The organism is Actinomadura fulvescens (assembly GCF_039533225.1).
Lineage (GTDB): Bacteria > Actinomycetota > Actinomycetes > Streptosporangiales > Streptosporangiaceae > Spirillospora > Spirillospora fulvescens.
On sequence record NZ_BAAATD010000007.1, the window covers coordinates 48458 to 64116 of the forward strand.

The 15659-nt window shown below is 71.1% G+C and carries 15 protein-coding genes; 6 read left to right on the forward strand and 9 right to left on the reverse strand.

Annotated features, from left to right (window positions below; genetic code table 11):
- The first annotated feature begins 47 nt into the window (after positions 1-47).
- Positions 48-1007: a helix-turn-helix domain-containing protein gene (locus ABD333_RS25330; RefSeq protein ID WP_344544790.1), complete on the forward strand. Its 960-nt coding sequence runs from the start codon at positions 48-50 to the stop codon at positions 1005-1007.
- 56 nt (positions 1008-1063) lie between these two features.
- Positions 1064-1579: a YbaK/EbsC family protein gene (locus ABD333_RS25335; RefSeq protein WP_344544792.1), complete on the forward strand. Its 516-nt coding sequence runs from the start codon at positions 1064-1066 to the stop codon at positions 1577-1579.
- A 61-nt stretch (positions 1580-1640) separates the two neighbouring features.
- On the opposite strand, the gene ABD333_RS25340 is transcribed toward ABD333_RS25335, so the two are convergent.
- The 4 genes from ABD333_RS25340 to ABD333_RS25355 all read right to left on the reverse strand — a co-directional run bounded on the left by ABD333_RS25340 (position 1641) and on the right by ABD333_RS25355 (position 4741).
- A complete protein-coding gene (locus tag ABD333_RS25340) occupies positions 1641-2531 on the reverse strand; it encodes an SRPBCC family protein (protein ID WP_344544794.1) in 891 nt (296 codons plus the stop codon).
- Positions 2528-3088 carry a helix-turn-helix domain-containing protein gene (locus ABD333_RS25345; protein WP_344544796.1) on the reverse strand — a complete coding sequence of 187 codons (561 nt, stop codon included), beginning with the start codon at positions 3086-3088 and terminating at the stop codon, positions 2528-2530. The genes ABD333_RS25340 and ABD333_RS25345 overlap by 4 nt, the downstream gene beginning before the upstream one ends.
- 71 nt (positions 3089-3159) lie before the next feature.
- Positions 3160-4266 (reverse strand): FAD-binding protein, encoded by a 1107-nt coding sequence (locus ABD333_RS25350; protein WP_344544798.1) that lies wholly within the window; start codon positions 4264-4266, stop codon positions 3160-3162.
- 7 nt (positions 4267-4273) lie between these two features.
- A complete protein-coding gene (locus ABD333_RS25355; RefSeq protein WP_344544799.1) occupies positions 4274-4741 on the reverse strand; it encodes a MarR family winged helix-turn-helix transcriptional regulator in 468 nt (155 codons plus the stop codon).
- A 90-nt stretch (positions 4742-4831) separates the two neighbouring features.
- Here ABD333_RS25355 and ABD333_RS25360 point away from each other — a divergent pair, with 90 nt between their 5' ends.
- Together ABD333_RS25360 and ABD333_RS25365 are read left to right on the forward strand one after the other, a co-directional pair.
- The gene (locus ABD333_RS25360; RefSeq protein WP_344544800.1) at positions 4832-5281 is read left to right on the forward strand and encodes a DoxX family protein; all 450 of its coding nucleotides are present in this window, start codon (positions 4832-4834) and stop codon (positions 5279-5281) included.
- A 108-nt stretch (positions 5282-5389) separates the two neighbouring features.
- Positions 5390-6775 (forward strand): alpha,alpha-trehalose-phosphate synthase (UDP-forming), encoded by a 1386-nt coding sequence (locus ABD333_RS25365; RefSeq protein WP_344544801.1) that lies wholly within the window; start codon positions 5390-5392, stop codon positions 6773-6775.
- Positions 6776-6866: 91 nt separating this feature from the next.
- Here ABD333_RS25365 and ABD333_RS25370 read toward each other — a convergent pair whose 3' ends face one another.
- Positions 6867-7487, reverse strand: coding sequence for an ATP-binding protein (locus tag ABD333_RS25370; RefSeq protein WP_344544802.1), 621 nt, complete (start codon positions 7485-7487; stop codon positions 6867-6869).
- A 197-nt stretch (positions 7488-7684) separates the two neighbouring features.
- On the opposite strand from ABD333_RS25370, the gene ABD333_RS25375 reads away from it, so the two are divergent.
- The gene (locus ABD333_RS25375; RefSeq protein ID WP_344544804.1) at positions 7685-7912 is read left to right on the forward strand and encodes a DUF397 domain-containing protein; all 228 of its coding nucleotides are present in this window, start codon (positions 7685-7687) and stop codon (positions 7910-7912) included.
- Between the two features lie 59 nt (positions 7913-7971).
- A complete protein-coding gene (locus ABD333_RS25380; RefSeq protein ID WP_344544806.1) occupies positions 7972-9513 on the forward strand; it encodes an acyl-CoA synthetase in 1542 nt (513 codons plus the stop codon).
- Between the two features lie 151 nt (positions 9514-9664).
- Here the strand turns inward: ABD333_RS25380 and ABD333_RS25385 are convergent, their stop codons facing one another.
- The 4 genes from ABD333_RS25385 to ABD333_RS25400 form a co-directional block, all read right to left on the reverse strand.
- The gene (locus ABD333_RS25385; RefSeq protein WP_344544808.1) at positions 9665-11209 is read right to left on the reverse strand and encodes a DHA2 family efflux MFS transporter permease subunit; all 1545 of its coding nucleotides are present in this window, start codon (positions 11207-11209) and stop codon (positions 9665-9667) included.
- 291 nt (positions 11210-11500) lie between these two features.
- Positions 11501-12649, reverse strand: coding sequence for an acyl-CoA dehydrogenase family protein (locus ABD333_RS25390; RefSeq protein WP_344544810.1), 1149 nt, complete (start codon positions 12647-12649; stop codon positions 11501-11503).
- Between the two features lie 127 nt (positions 12650-12776).
- Positions 12777-13694, reverse strand: a complete 918-nt coding sequence (locus ABD333_RS25395; protein ID WP_344544811.1) for a hydroxymethylglutaryl-CoA lyase — start codon at positions 13692-13694, stop codon at positions 12777-12779.
- A gap of 3 nt (positions 13695-13697) precedes the next feature.
- On the reverse strand, positions 13698-15659 hold the full coding sequence (locus ABD333_RS25400) for an acetyl/propionyl/methylcrotonyl-CoA carboxylase subunit alpha (protein ID WP_344544813.1): 1962 nt from the start codon (positions 15657-15659) through the stop codon (positions 13698-13700).

The following is a 15659-nucleotide window of genomic DNA, read 5'->3' on the forward strand; positions in this document are numbered from 1 at the left end:
AACCCTGCCGGTTGGCGGCACGGCGGTGTGAGTGCTAGGAATCGCATATGTCGCAAGAATCCTCGCACCGGGTGGCCATGATCGTCGACGCGGGTTCGAACCCGTTCGAGCTGGGCGTGGCGACCGAGCTGTTCGGCCTGCGCCGTCCCGAGCTGGGCCGCCCCTGGTACGACTTCACCCTCTGCGCTCCCGGCCCGGTCGTCATGCACGCCGGGATGTTCACGATGTCGGACGTTCCGGGCCTGGAGGCGGTGGAACGCGCCGACACGGTGATCGTGCCCAACCGGCCCGATCCCGAGCACGACCCGTCGCCCGAGGTGCTGCGGGCGATCGGCGCCGCCGCGGCCCGCGGCGCCCGCCTGGTGAGCTTCTGCACCGGCGCGTTCGCCCTCGCCGCCGCGGGCGTCCTCGACGGCCGCCGCGCCACCACGCACTGGCGCTGGGCCGAGCCGTTCCGCGCCCGCTTTCCCGCCGTCCGCCTCGAACCGGACGTGCTCTTCGTCGACGACGGCGACGTCCTCACCGCCGCCGGCAGCGCCGCGGCCCTGGACCTCGGCCTGCACCTCATCCGCCGCGACCACGGCGCCGAGATCGCGAACGCGGTCGGCCGGCGCCTGGTGTTCGCCGTGCACCGCGACGGCGGCCAGCGGCAGTTCGTCGAACGCCCCGTGCCCGAGATCCCCGATACCTCCCTCGCGCCCGTCCTCGCCTGGGCCCAGGAACGCCTGGACCGGCCGCTGACCGTGGCGGGCCTGGCCGCCCGCGCGGGCGTCAGCCCGGCCACCCTGCACCGGCGCTTCCAGCACGAGCTCGGCACCACCCCGCTCGCCTGGCTGACCGCCGAACGCGTCGCGCTGGCGTGCAGGCTCATCGAGAACGGCGAGCTCAGGCTCGACGCGGTTGCGCGTGCCAGCGGACTCGGCACCACCGCCAACCTCCGGGCCCGGCTGAGGCACCAGACCGGGCTCAGCCCCTCCGCCTACCGGGCCCGTTTCGCCCGCGCCTGACCCGCGTTCGGCGTACGAGCCGCACGTGGCAGGGTGGACGCGACGAGAGGAGAGACATGGCCGGCAATCTGGAGTGGATCCCGGCGGACGAGGGGCGGGACCTCCTCGCCGCGCCGGTGGCGGCGGCCGTCGGGCCCGAGGCGAGGGTCGCCGCTATCGATCCCGGCCTGGCCGACACCGCGGCGTTCTGCGAACGGTACGAGGTGCCGCTGGAGATCAGCGCCAACTGCGTGATCGTGGCGGCCAGGCGCGGCGGCGAGGTCACCTACGCCGCCTGCATGGTGCTCGCGACCGACCGCGCCGACGTGAACGGCGTCGTCCGCAAGCACCTGGGCGCCCGCAAGGTGTCGTTCGCGCCCATGGACGAGGCGACGTCGCTGACCGGCATGGAGTACGGCGGCATCACGCCCGTGGGCCTTCCCGGCGGCTGGCCGGTCCTGGTGGACGAGGCCGTGGCCGCGGCGGGCGACGTCGTCATCGGCAGTGGCCTGCGCAGGTCGAAGCTGCTCCTGCCGGGCAAGAGCCTGGCCGGCCTCCCCGGGGCCGAGGTCATCGCGCTGGCCCAGCAGTGACCCTCGACGCCTGACCTGCCGGCGCGGGACCCGGCCGTCGTGCCGGGCCCTGCGCCGCGGGCTACTGCGGCTCCCTGTAGAGCATCCCCTCGGGCATGCCCTCCATCTCGACGTCGAGCCAGATCGGACGCCAGTCCTTCAGCTCGTGGAAGCGGCGCAGCTCGGCGACGCCGGACATCCAGCCGAGCCACGCGCCGTAGGGCGGCCGTCCCTCGTCGAAGCCGCTCTGCACGAACGTGAGGCGCGTCCCGCCCTCGGCGTCTTCGAGCTCCCAGGTGGAGACCAGGTCCGGTCCCCACTGGATGGAGCACTTGCGGCCCGGTTCGAGTTCGAGTATGCGGGCCGCCGGGTCGGGGTCGAGCTCGAACCCACCCATCGCCACGCGGCCCCCGACATGCGGCTCGATGTCGATGTTGGCGCCGAACCAGCGGCGGAACTTGGCGGAATCGATGAGCGAGTCGTACACCGCGCCGCGGGGCGCGTCGATGACGAGCCGCTCGCGCATCTCCGGCGTGGTGAAGTCGCACCTCGTCGTGATCTCGCGGCCTTCGAGATGGTCGACGAGGTTGGCGATGTACATGGCCCAGTAGGTGTGCATCACGTGCCTGCTGCCGTGGCCCGCGATCGACTCCTGCAGGTCGGGCAGGTCGCTCTGGGAGAGCGTGACGATGGACGACCCGGCGCTCTCGTCCTCGATGGAGAACTCGACGGTGGTGTCCTCGCCGTCGAGCGTCCACGTGTAGCGCAGCGTCCGGTCGTCGACGTGGAGGAGCCGCTGGCGGGGAACGTCGCCCTCGGGGGTGTAGCGGCCCCAGAACTCATACCGGCCCGGCAGTTCCACCTCCGCCTTCTCGGCCAGCCATACGCGCATCATGCCGGCGTCGGTGAGCGCCTGGTGCACGGCCTTGCCCGGTGCCTCCACCCGCGCGCGGAGCCTCATCGGGGTTGTCATGGTCGTTCTCCCTTCGGGTAACAGGCCACGGCGAGCTTGAAGGCGTCACCCTCCGCGCCGCCGTATCGGGTGAAGAGGTCCTGAAGCGTGCTCCGGAGGTCGTCGAGGAACTCCTGGCGGCGCTCCACCGGGACGCGGATCTCGCCGGAGACGCCGATGGAGGGCAGCTCGGGCGCGGTGCGGTCCAGCGTGGCCACGTCGGACTGGACCTCCTCCATGAGGTCCAGCAGGTAGCCGAGGCTCATCTCGTCCCGCTTCCTGCGAAGGCCCCCGTCGAGGCGGCCCACCAGCCGGGGAGAGAGCCAGTACGAGCGGGCGCTCGCCTGGTAGACGCCTTCGTGGACACCGCGCACCTTGCGCTCGGCGACCTGGCTGACCAGGCCCGCCTCGACCAGCCGTCGCACGTGGTAGTACACCCGCTGCTGGGTCTGGTCGAGCAGGCGGGCGACCTCCGTGCACGAACGCGGCTCGGCGAGCCGCCGCAACACCTCGATGCGCTGCGGCTTGAGCAGGGCCTCGGCCTGCTCGATCTGATCCAGGTACAGAACGTCTCTCATTGCAAAAACCAGTTTTTATGTAAAGGAGATTTTTGTCAATGGCTCCGTCCGATCGCGCGATACCGTGACGCTCAAATGGCCCGAACGGGGCCGCCGGGAGCCCGCGTCGTAGCGGCCGGGTACGGGACGCCGCCGAGCGCACGGGCGCGTTCGTGCAGCCGCCGGTTGGCCGCGGCCATCTCCGCGGCGGGCCGGCAGCCGGGCGACGCGGTGCGCAGCAGGCCGAAGAGCACGGCGTCGGACGGCGCCCGCAACATCGGCACCCAGCCGGGGGAGAAGCGCTTGATCAGGACGACGCCGCTGAGCCCCAGATCGGCGGGCGTCGTCGCACGCAGGGCCGCCTCGATGAACGCGGCGGCGCGCGAGGCGGGCAGCAGCATCGTCGCCCACGGGTGCGGGCGCTCCCACTCGCCGGCGGACCTGAGCGCCTCGACGTCGGGGCGCATGCGGTCGGCGAAGTCCCGGTAGGGGAGCTCCTCCACCTCGGACGGATCCAGGCCCGCGGGAGGGCGAGTCCCTTCGTACACCACGGCCTTGAGCTCGTAGCCGTTCGCCTTCGCCTGGCCTGAGACGTGGTCGGCACGCACACGGCGTTGCGCCTCGATGAGCTCGGCGGCGGACGGATAGCCGGCCTTGCACGAGAGCACCCGTCCGGGCGCCGGGACGAGGCGGAGCGTGGCGCGCGTGATGATGCCGTGGCGGCCCATCCCGGCGCGTACGGAGTCGAAGAGACCGGCGCGGCGCGACGCCGAGCAGGACACGAGCTCGCCGTCCGGGGTGACGACGTCGAGGGCGAGCACGTTGGCGGCCTGCGTTCCGTGGACGTGGGAGGCGCCGCCGATGCCGCCCGCCGACAACGTCCCGCCGATGGTCAGGTCGAGGTAGTCGGTCAGCACCGGCGGGGTACGGGCGTACGGCAGCGTCGTGTCGAGCAGCTGACGCCAGGTGGCGCCCGCGTCCACCGTGACGCGGTCGGCGCCCACCTCGTGCACGGAGGCGAGCCCGCGCATGTCGAGCACGAGGCCGTCCGTCAGCGACTGGCCTTCGGCCGAATGCCCGTGGCCGCGCGCGACCACGCCCGTCCGCGCGGCGCGTACGGCGCTGGCGACCTCGCGCGCGGAGGCGGGCCGCAGCACCTCGCGCGGGGCGCGTTCGATCATCCCCCCGCAGTCGCGCACGGCTCCCTCACCGCGCGTCGCGGCGCTCGCGCAACCGGTCGGCGACGCGGTTCACGAGGTCTCCGAACAGCTCCAGCTCCTCGGGGGACAGCTGCGAGATGAGGTTGTCGCGGACGACCTGGCGGTGGCCGGGACGGACCATGGCGAGCGCGTCCGCGCCCTTGGCGGTCAGCTCGGCCCAGACGGCGCGGCGGTCGGAGTCGCAGTCGGTACGGCGCACGAGACCGTGCCGTTCCAGCTGGGTCACCTGATAGGTGAGCCGGCTCTTGGAGATCATCGTCCGCCGTGCCAGGTCGGACATCCGCAACCGGCGGTCGTCGGCCATGAACAGGCTGATCAGGATCTCGAACTCGCCGTGGGACATGCCGCCGTCGGCCTTGAGCTGCCGTTCGACCTCATGCTCCATCAGATGGGACGCCGTGAGGAACCCGAGCCAGGCTCGCAGTTCCGACGGGGAGAGGGCGTCGTTGTTCACGAGTCCGATTCTATAACGTGGTTTTAATTTGAACTAACCGGTGCTAGCTTAAAGTCAAGATTTGAACCTTCAATCGTTCAGGAGGCACGCATGCTCCCCGCCCGCCGGTACCCCGTCCTGCCCGACGTGGGTCTGCTCATCGGCCGCCTGGCGCTCGGCGCGATCTTCATCGCGCACGGCTGGCAGAAGCTCACCGACACCGGCCACGCCGCCGTCACCAAGATGTTCGACGGCATCGGAATCCCGCTGCCCTCGGTCGCCGCCGCGTTCGCGACCTGGGTCGAACTGCTCGGCGGCATCGCGCTCGTGCTCGGCGTGCTCGTGCCGCTCGCCGGGCTCCTGCTCGCGATCGACATGGCCGGCGCGTTCTGGTACGTGCACATGGACAAGGGCTTCTTCGCCGACAAGGGCGGCTACGAGTTCGTGATGATCCTCGGCGCCACGGCGCTGGCCCTGGCGCTCACCGGAGCGGGCCGCTTCAGCCTCGACGGCATGCTCTTCGACCGCGGTGCCCGGGAGCGAGAGCCCGCTCGCGTCTGACACACCCCATCCATGATCTTCCCGCCCGAGGCCATGGCAAGATGTTCCAGATGACCTTTTCTGGGCATGTTGATCATTAAAGGGACTTCCTCGGAAAGCAGGTCGCGGGTGTCGGGCGGTAGTGAGTTCGTGGTGGTGGCCAACCGGTTGCCGGTCGACCGGTCCGGTGAAGGCTGGCGGCGCAGCCCGGGTGGCCTCGTCAGCGCCATCGCGCCGGTCATGCGCAGCAGGCAGGGTACGTGGATCGGCTGGTCCGGCGCGGCGGGCGAGGAGCTGGAGCCGTTCGAGACCGACGGCATGCACCTCGTCCCCGTGCCGCAGTCGTCAGATGACGTGCGGCTCTATTACGAAGGCTTCTCCAACGCGACCCTGTGGCCGCTCTACCACGACGTGGTGGCGCCGCCGATCTATGACCGCACGATGTGGGACGCCTACGTACGGGTCAACCAGCGCTTCGCCGACGCGGCCGCCAAGGTGGCCTCCCAGAAGGCCATCGTCTGGATCCAGGACTACCAGCTCCAGTTGGTCCCGGCCATGCTGCGCAAGCTGCGTCCCGACCTGCGGATCGGGTTCTTCCTGCACATCCCGTTCCCCCCGCTGGAGCTCTTCTGGCAGCTGCCGTGGCGGCGCCAGATCCTCGAAGGCCTCCTCGGCGCGGACCTGGTCGGCTTCCAGCTCCCCGGCGCCGCGTCCAACTTCGTCCGCCTGTGCCGCCGCCTGCTCGACGCGCGCTACGTCAAGCAGGACGTCTTCTGGGACGACCGGATCGTCCGCGCCCGCTCGTTCCCCATCTCCGTGGACGTCGGCGAGCTCAAGGAGCTCACCGAGCGCGCCTCCGTCCGCGAACGCGCCGCGGAGATCCGCACCGACCTGGGCGACGCGACCATCTTCCTCGGGGTGGACCGCCTCGACTACACCAAGGGCATCACCCAGCGCCTCCAGGCGTTCGGCGAGCTCGTCGGCGACGGCCACCTCAAGCCGGGCCAGGCCGTGTTCGTGCAGATCGCCACGCCCAGCCGCGAACGCGTCGAGCAGTACCAGCTCCTGCGCGAGGACATCGAGCAGCAGGTCGGCCGCATCAACGGCGAATACGGCGAGCTGGGCTTCCCGGTGATCCACTACATGCACAGCTCGTACGACCGGGCCGAGCTCGCCGCGCTCTACCAGGCCGCCGACGTCATGGTCGTGACGCCCCTGCGCGACGGCATGAACCTCGTCGCGAAGGAGTACGTGGCCTGCCGGAGCGACCTGCGGGGCTCGCTGGTGCTCAGCGAGTTCGCGGGCGCCGCCGCCGAGCTCAAGCGCGCCTTCCAGGTCAACCCGTACGACATCGACGGCCTGAAGGCCATCCTCCTTGAGGCGCTGAACGCCGACCCGGTGGAGCAGAGCCGCCGCATGCGCTCGATGCGCAAACGCGTCATCGAACACGACGTGAACCGCTGGGCCCAAGACTTCCTGACCGCCCTTGAGCACTCCCACGTCCCACTGCCATAAGACGCCCCTGCCGCATGCGTGACCAGCGCATGCTCGGGGTGCGCGTGACGGTCCGGTGTGCCCGCCCGCGTCCGCGTGTGCGCCCGCCGGGTCAGGCCGCCTGGGCGGAGCGGAGGTCGAAGGCGGCCCAGACCGCCTTGCCTCCGGTGGTGAGGGGCGCCCAGCCCCAGGCACCGCTGATCGCGCCGACCACCAGGAGACCGCGACCGCCTTCGCCGAAGCGTTCGGGGATCTGCTCCATCGGTACGGGAGTGTCGGAGCCCGGGTCGGTCACGGCGACGACCAGGCGGCGCGGGTGGCCGAGCAGGACGAGCTGGATCGGGTGCAGCGGCGCCGGCTGAGGTAGGTCGCGCAGACCGTGGCGCAATGCGTTTGTCACCAGTTCGGAGACCGCGATGACGATGTCCTCCGCGGCGTGGCTCAACTCCCACTCCGCGAGGGTCGCGAGCGTGAAGTCGCGGGCGGCCTTCGGGGAGGTGGCGTCGGCGCGCAGGACGCGCCGGGCGGTGCGCGGGTCGCCGGCGGGCGGGGTCGGCCAGCGGCCGACCAGCCCGGGCACGACGGCCACGGTCACGGCCGGTGCGGCGCCGGGTGCCTGGTCCGCGGACGGATGGGCGTCCGGCCAGAGCTCGTGGTCCAGCGCCGGCGGCCGCCAGGGGCGCCGCGCACCGTCGGCGGGGAAGGTTTCGACGTCTGCCTGGTCAACGATCATTGTCAAACCCCAGGGGCGTGCGGGTCGGTCGGTGGCGGGCGTTCGCTATCTTGCTCCCCATGTCGTGCAGATGCAAGACCGTCTGCATGAACGAATGCAAGAACGAATGCACGTGCATCTCGTACCATGGCAGCGGGTGGGGCGAGATCGCGGCCTCCCGTGCGGGAGGCGCAGACGCCTTCAAAGGGGGCAAACAGATGGACGACGAGCTGTCGGACTTCATTGCTTGGGAACTCGTCTGGCAGAAGAGCCGCCGCAGCAATCCGAGCGGCAACTGCGTCGAGATGGCCGAACTCCCCACCGGGGAGATCGCGGTGCGCAACTCCCGGTACCCGCAGGGTCCGGTCCTCGTCTACACCCGGGAGGAGGTCGAGGCCTTCGTCGGAGGCGCCAAGGACGGCGACTTCGATCACATGCTCGTCTGAACGCCCAGTAAACCGAATCGCATTCCATTCTGCGGCCCGGCCAGGTACCGTGCGGTCGCATGCACCTGGGGCAGATCGCTGAGCAGACGCCCGACAAGCCCGCCGTCATCATGGCGGGCTCCGGCCGCGTCATCACCTACCGGGAACTGAACGAGGCCTCCAACCGGCTCGCCCACCTGCTTCGGGCGGAGGGGCTGCGGCCGGGAGACCACATCGCCTTCATGCTCGAGAACCACCCGCTCTTCCTGGCCATCGCCTGGGCGGCGCAGCGCTCTGGGCTCTACTACACGGCCATCAGCTCGCGCCTGCAGCCCGACGAGATCGGCTACATCGTCGAGAACTGCGAGGCCAAGGCGTTCATCACGAGCGAGGCCCTCGCCGGCACCGCCGCCGCCGTGCCGCTCGACGTCCCGCTGCGGCTCATGCTCGACGGGACGGCTCCGGGCTTCCGCTCGTACGAGGAGCAGGTCGCCGCGCGGCCCGTCACTCCGATCGCGGAGGAACGCGAAGGCGCCGACATGCTCTACTCCTCCGGCACGACGGGGCGGCCCAAGGGCGTCAAGCCGCCGCTCTCGCTGGCCGAGATGGGCACGCCGAACGTGCTGTTCCAGTTGCTGTCGCTGCTGTTCCAGCCGGACGGCGACTCGGTCTACCTGTCGCCGGCGCCGCTCTACCACGCCGCGCCGCTGCGCTACTGCCTGACGATGCAGCGTTTCGGCGCCACGGTCGTGGTGATGGAGAAGTTCGACCCCGAGGGGGCGCTGGCGGCGATCCAGCGGTACGGGGTGACGCACAGCCAGTGGGTGCCGACGATGTTCATCCGGATGCTGAAGCTGCCCGCCGAGGTCCGCGCCGGGTACGACCTGTCGAGCCTGCGGTGCGCGGTGCACGCCGCGGCGCCGTGCCCCGTGCCGGTGAAGGAGCGGATGATCGAGTGGTGGGGCCCGGTGCTGCACGAGTACTACGCCGGCACCGAGGGCAACTGCTTCGTCTACACGAACTCCGAGGACTGGCTCGCCCACAGGGGCACGGTCGGCAAACCGCTGCTCGGCGAGATCCATGTCTGTGACGAGGAGGGGAACGAGCTCCCGGCGGGCACGTCCGGAACGCTCTACTTCGGTGGCGGGCCCACGTTCGAGTACCACGGCGACAAGGACAAGACCGAGGCGTCCCGCGACCCGTGGGGGCACGGCTGGACCACCCTCGGCGATGTCGGCCACGTCGACGAGGACGGCTTCCTCTACCTCACCGACCGCCGCTCGTACATGATCATTAGTGGCGGCGTGAACATCTACCCGCAGGAGGCCGAGAACGTCCTGGCGGTCCATCCCAAGGTCGCCGACGTCGCGGTGTTCGGCGTCCCCGACCCCGAGATGGGCGAGGCCGTCAAGGCCGTCGTCCAGCCGGTGTCGGCGGACGACGCGGGTCCCGCGCTCGAAGCGGAGCTCATCGCGTACTGCCGTGACCACCTGGCCCACTACAAGTGCCCGCGTTCGGTGGACTTCCGTGCCGAGCTCCCACGCCATCCCACCGGCAAGCTCTACAAGCGTCTCCTCAAGGACGAGTACTGGCGGGCGGAGCGGCCGGCCGCCCCGGCCTGAAGCGCCCCGGCCTGAAACGCGCCGGCGCCTGAAGCGCCTCACAGCGCGCTGAGACGCCCGTACACGGCGAACGCCCCGCCCCGGGACTCTCGGGTCCCGGATCGGGGCGTTCGGCCGCTGAGCGTCCCTGGCGGGGCCGCTCGGTGAACTTCTAGTGCATCGGCATCGGCGCGTCGGCCGCCGGGGTGTCCGGCTTCTTGCGCGGCAGCAGCAGCGCCGGCAGGAACCCCAGGAGCAGCAGCGCCGCGGCGTACCAGAAGGTGTGCTGGTAGGCGTCGGCCATCGGGGCCGCGATCTTGGCGAGGACGTCGGCCGGGATCTCCGCGACCGGGGCGCCCTCACCGCCGCCGCCGGGGGCCGCGCCGCCGAGGTTCTCGGCCAGCTGGTTGGCCACCAGCACCGAGATCATCGCGGTGCCGATGGACGCGGACACCTGCTGGATGATGTTGAGCATCGTGCTGGCCCGCGGCACCTCGTCGTGGACCAGGGTCTGGATGGCCGCGGCCATGGTGGGCATCATCGTCATGCCCATGCCGAGACCCATCACGAACAGGAGGGCGCCGAGGGTCCAGTAGGAGGTGTCGGCCTCCAGCAGGGCGGCGAAGCCGCCCATCGACAGCACGACGACCGCCATGCCGACCAGCACGACCCGGCCCGGGCCGATCTTGTCGGTGAGCTTGCCGCCGATCGGCATGGTGATCATCGCGCCGAAACCCTGCGGGGCGAGCAGGAGGCCGGACGCGAGCGCGGTCTCGCCGCGGACCGACTGGAAGTACAGCGGCAGCAGCAGCATGGCGCCCATGAACGCCGCCATGAAGAGCACCATGGTGCCCGACGCGGCGGCCACCGAACGGCGCTTGAGCAGGCGCAGGTCGATGAGCGGGTTCTCGGCGTTGAGCGCCCGGAAGACGAACGCGACCGTCAGCACCGCGCCGATGACGGTCGGGATGAGCGCCTCGGTCTTGGTGAAGTCGCGCAGCTCGGCACCCTTGGCCAGGCCGTAGATCAGCGTGGCCAGACCCGGCGAGAGCAGGATCAGCCCGAGGACGTCCAGCCTCTCACCGCGCTGCGGGGTGTCGGGCTTGAGGATCCGCGCGGCCAGGAACAGCGCCACGATGCCGATCGGCAGGTTGATGAAGAAGATCCAGCGCCACGACACGTCGTCGACCAGCCAGCCGCCGAGGATCGGGCCCGTGATCGGGCCGAGCAGCATCGGGATGCCGACGACGCTCATGACCTGGCCGACCCGGGCCGGGCCCGCGGTCTGGGTCAGGATCGTCATGCCGGCGGGCATGATCATGCCGCCGCCCAAGCCCTGCAGGACGCGGAACGCGATGAGCGACTCGGCCGACCAGGCCAGGCCGGCCAGCATCGAGCCGATCACGAACAGCGCGATCGAGATCATGTACAGGCGCTTGGTGCCGAACCGTGCCGCGGCCCAGCCGGTGATCGGGATGACGGTGGCGAGCGCCAGGGTGTAGCCGGTGGCGACCCACTGGATGGTCGCCAGCGGGGAGTTGAACTCCTGGGTGAGGTCGTTGATCGCGACGTTGACGACGGTCACGTCCAGGATGGACATGATCGCGCCGAGTACGACGACCATGGCCACCGCGAGCACACCGCGATCAAGGCCACCGCCGGAACCGGCGGGTTCCGGTTGTTCGTCGGCCACCTTTGGGGACGCAGGGGCGGTCAAGGGCTTCTTCCAATCGTCAGGCCCGGGCACACGGGCGTAAGGAGCAAAGGTGATGTCGGGGGTGGTCACCGAAAATACTGCAGTGACTGACACTTTGCGAGCGATTAAACCGTTCGCAGGATCTGAGTATTCCGGGCGCCTCGGACATTCTTCGCTGGTCCGGCCCCATCAGGATGAAACCTCGACCATGCCTGAGGGCAAGCCGGTGTGACGCACCCGACACTCGGCCGACCTCGGCACTCGCCGAAAATCAGCCGTGGCCCGCACCGCGCGCCGGCCACGGCCGCACGGTCACGATGACGGGAGACCGAGGGCGCGCGCGATGAGCATGCGCTGGACCTCGGACGTGCCCTCCCCGACCTCAAGGATCTTGGCGTCGCGGTAGAAGCGGCCGACGGCGTACTCGTTCATGAAGCCGTAGCCGCCGAAGATCTGCGTCGCGTCGCGCGCGTTGTCCATGGCGGCGTTGGAGCCGACCAGCTTGGCGATCGCGGCCTCCTTCTTGAACGGCTCGCCGGCCAGCAGCCTCGCCGCCGCCGCGTAGTAGGCCAGGCGGGCGGTGTGGGCGCGCGTCTCCATGTCGGCGACCTTGAACTGGATGGCCTGGTAGCGGCCGATCTCCTTCCCGAACGCCTCCCGTTCGCGCACGTAGCGCAGGCATTCGTCGACGCAGCCCTGGGCGAGGCCCACCGAGAGCGCCGCGATGGCGATGCGGCCCTCGTCCAGGATGCGCAGGAACTGGGCGTAGCCGCGGCCCCGTTCGCCGACGAGGTTGGCCGCGGGGACGCGGACGTCGTCGAAGGAGAGCTCGCGGGTGTCGGAGGCCGACCAGCCGACCTTGGAGTACTTCCTGCCGACCGTGAAGCCCGGGGTGCCGTTGGGGACGATGATCGTGGAGATCTCGTTCTCGCCGGTGAACGCGGTGACGGTCACGAAGGCGGTGATGTCGGTGCCCGAGTTGGTGATGAACGACTTCGAGCCGTTGATCACCCAGTGGTCGCCGTCGAGCCGCGCGGTGGTACGCATGCCGCCGGGTACGTCGGAGCCGCCGCCGGGCTCGGTCAGGCCGAACGCGGCGAGGCGTTCGCCCGAGGTGAGCCTCGGCAGCCACTCGGCCTTCTGCGCCTCGGAGCCGAAGCGGTAGATCGGCATCGCGCCGAGGGACACGCCGGCCTCAAGGGTGATGGCGACCGAGGAGTCGACGCGGGCGAGCTCTTCGAGGGCCAGGCAGAGGGCGAAGTAGTCACCGCCCATGCCGCCGTGCTCCTCGGGGAAGGGCAGCCCGAACAGCCCCATCTTTCCCATGGCAGCGACGATCTCGTACGGGAACTCGCCGCGCTCGTACAGATCCCCGATCACCGGGGCGACGGTCTCACGGGCGAACCGCTCGACCGTGCGCCGCAGTTCCTCCTGCTCGTCGTCGAGCCTGAAGTCGATCATGAGACTGACTACTCCTTGTTTGATGTCGCGACTCCGTCGCTCCGGTTCGCGGGCTCTATGCGTGGCCTTCCCTCGTCGCTCTGGTCGCTGCGCTCCCGCCGCTCCTCAGTCCAGGCCACGCGCCCGCTCACGTCGATGTCAGGGCCTGGACTACGCGGGACGGGCTGGGGCGGCCGAGCCGGCCGGCCATCCAGTGGCTCGTCGCGACGAGCCTGCCGAGATCGACGCCGGTGTCGATGCCGAGGCCGTGCAGCATCCAGACGAGATCCTCGGTGGCGAGGTTGCCGGTGGCGCTCTCGGCGTACGGGCAGCCGCCGATGCCGCCCGCCGACGCGTCCACCGTGGTCACGCCGGCGCGCAGCGCGGCGAGGGTGTTGGAGAGGGCCTGGCCGTAGGTGTCGTGGAAGTGCACGGCGAGGCGGTCGGCCCCGATGCCCGCGGCCTTGTGCGCCTCGATGAGCGCGGTGACCTGGCCGGGGGTGCCGACGCCGATGGTGTCGCCGAGGCTGAGCTGCGAGCAGCCCATGTCCATCAGCCGGCGGGACACGGAGACGACCTGCTCGATCGGCACGTCGCCCTCCCAGGGGTCTCCGCAGACCATCGAGACGTACGCGCGTACCCACAGGCCTTCGGCGAGCGCGCGTTCGACGACGGGCGCGAACATCTCCAGCGACTCGTCGACCGTCCGGTTGAGGTTGCGGCGGGCGAACGTCTCGGTCGCGCTGCCGAAGACGGCGATCTCGGTGCAGCCGTTCGCCAGCGCGCGGTCGAGGCCGCGTTCGTTGGGCACGAGGACGGGGTAGCGAAGGTCCGGGTCGCGGGGCAGCACGTCGAGCAGCTCGGCGGCGTCGGCCAGCTGCGGGATCCATTTGGGGTGCACGAAGCTGGTCGTCTCGATCGTGCGCAGCCCGGCCTCCGCGAGCCGGGTCACGAACTCGGCCTTGTCGGCCACCGGCACGACGGCGTCCTCGTTCTGCAGCCCGTCGCGCGGCCCGACCTCGTAGATCGTCACCCGGTCCGGGAGCCCGTCCAGCGGTACGCGCATCGCTCAGCCCTCCTCGGCCTCGATGATGGCCAGCACGGCGTCCAGGGCCACCTGGGCGCCCGCGCGGGCGGGCAGCCGCGTCACCACGCCGGCGATCGGCGCCGTGACCGTGTGCTCCATCTTCATCGCCTCGACGACGACCAGCGGCTGGCCTTCGCCGACCCGGTCGCCCTCGGCCACTTTGACCGCCAGCACCGTGCCGGGCATCGGGCTGCGCAGCACCCCGTCCCCGGCCACGGCCGCCGCGCCGCCGCCTTCGGCCCGTACGTGCTCGGCCAGGGCCCAGGCATGCCCGCCGCGCCCGAGCCACAGGGTGTGCCCGTCGCGCGCGGCCTCGTAGGAGAGGGTCCGGGCGCCGTAGGTGAGGGTCAGCGGCGACGGGCCATCCGCCAGAGACGCACGTACCGGGGCGTTGCCGCCCACCGTGACCTCGGCGTCGTGCGCCCGGCCCCGCACGCCGACCTCGACCGGCTCGCCGCCGGACGGCGTGATGATCCACGGGGTGCGGGCCGGTGCGCCGGGGCGCCAGCCGTCCGGGATCGCCCACGGGTCGGGATCGCCGGTCTCCAGCGCGAGCACGCGTTCCAGGGCGGCGGCCGCGAAGACCTCGTCGGGCACCGTCGCCTCGCCGGTCAGCTCCTCCAGCGACCGTTCGACGAGGCCGGTGTCGAGACGGCCCGCCTCGACGTCCGGATGGCGGAGCAGGGCGCGCAGGAACGCCACGTTCGTGCCGACGCCCAGCAGGGTGTACGAGGCGAGCGCGCGGTCCAGCCGCCGCAGCGCCCCGGCCCGGTCCGGCGCCCAGACGATGACCTTGGCGAGCATGGGGTCGTACGAGCCGCCGACCTCGGTTCCGGCGTCGAGCCCGGAGTCGACCCGCACATGGTCTCCGGACGGCTCGGACAGCGCGAGCACCCGGCCGCCGGTCGGCAGGAAGCCGCGCGCCGGGTCCTCGGCGTAGACGCGGGCCTCGATCGAGTGGCCGCGCAGCGCGACGTCGTCCTGGGTGAACGGCAGCGGCTCGCCCGCCGCCGCGCGCAGCTGCAGCTCGACCAGGTCCAGGCCGGTGACCAGCTCGGTGACCGGATGCTCGACCTGGAGCCGGGTGTTCATCTCCATGAAGAAGTACTCGCCCGGGCGGTCGGCGGAGACGATGTACTCCACCGTCCCGGCGCCCACGTAGCCGACGGCCCGGGCCGCCGCGACCGCGCTGGCGCCCATGCGCTCGCGGGTGGCCTCGTCCAGCAGCGGCGACGGCGCCTCTTCGATGATCTTCTGGTGGCGGCGCTGGAGGCTGCACTCGCGCTCGCCCAGATGGACGACGTGGCCGTGGGCGTCGGCGAAGACCTGGATCTCGATGTGCCGCGGGTTCGCGACGAAACGTTCGACCAGCAGGGTGTCGTCGCCGAACGACGCCCGCGCCTCGCGCCGCGCCGACGCGATCGCCTCCGGCAGGTCGGCCGCGTCCCGGACGAGGCGCATGCCCTTGCCGCCGCCGCCCGCCGACGGTTTCAGCAGAACCGGCAGGCCGACGTCGAGCGCGGCGGCGGCCAGTTCGCCGTCGGTGAGCCCGGCCTCGTCGCGTCCCGGCACGACGGGCACGCCCGCCGCGGCGACGGTCTGCTTGGCGCGGATCTTGTCGCCCATGGCCTCGATCGCCGCCGCGGGCGGGCCGATGAAGACGATCCCGGCGTCCGCGCACGCGCGGGCGAAAGCGGTGTTCTCGGCCAGGAACCCGTAGCCCGGGTGCACGGCCTCGGCGCCTGTCGCGCGCGCCGCCTCGATCACCGCGTCGAGGTCGAGGTAGGACGGGACGCGCGCCGCCTCGTCCGCCTCGCGGACGTGCCGGGCGCCCGCGTCGGCGTCGGTGAAGACCGCCACCGAAGCGATCCCGAGCGCGCGCAGGGTGCGGAACACCCGGATCGCGATCTCGCCGCGGTTGGCGACCAGGACTCTGTCGAACAT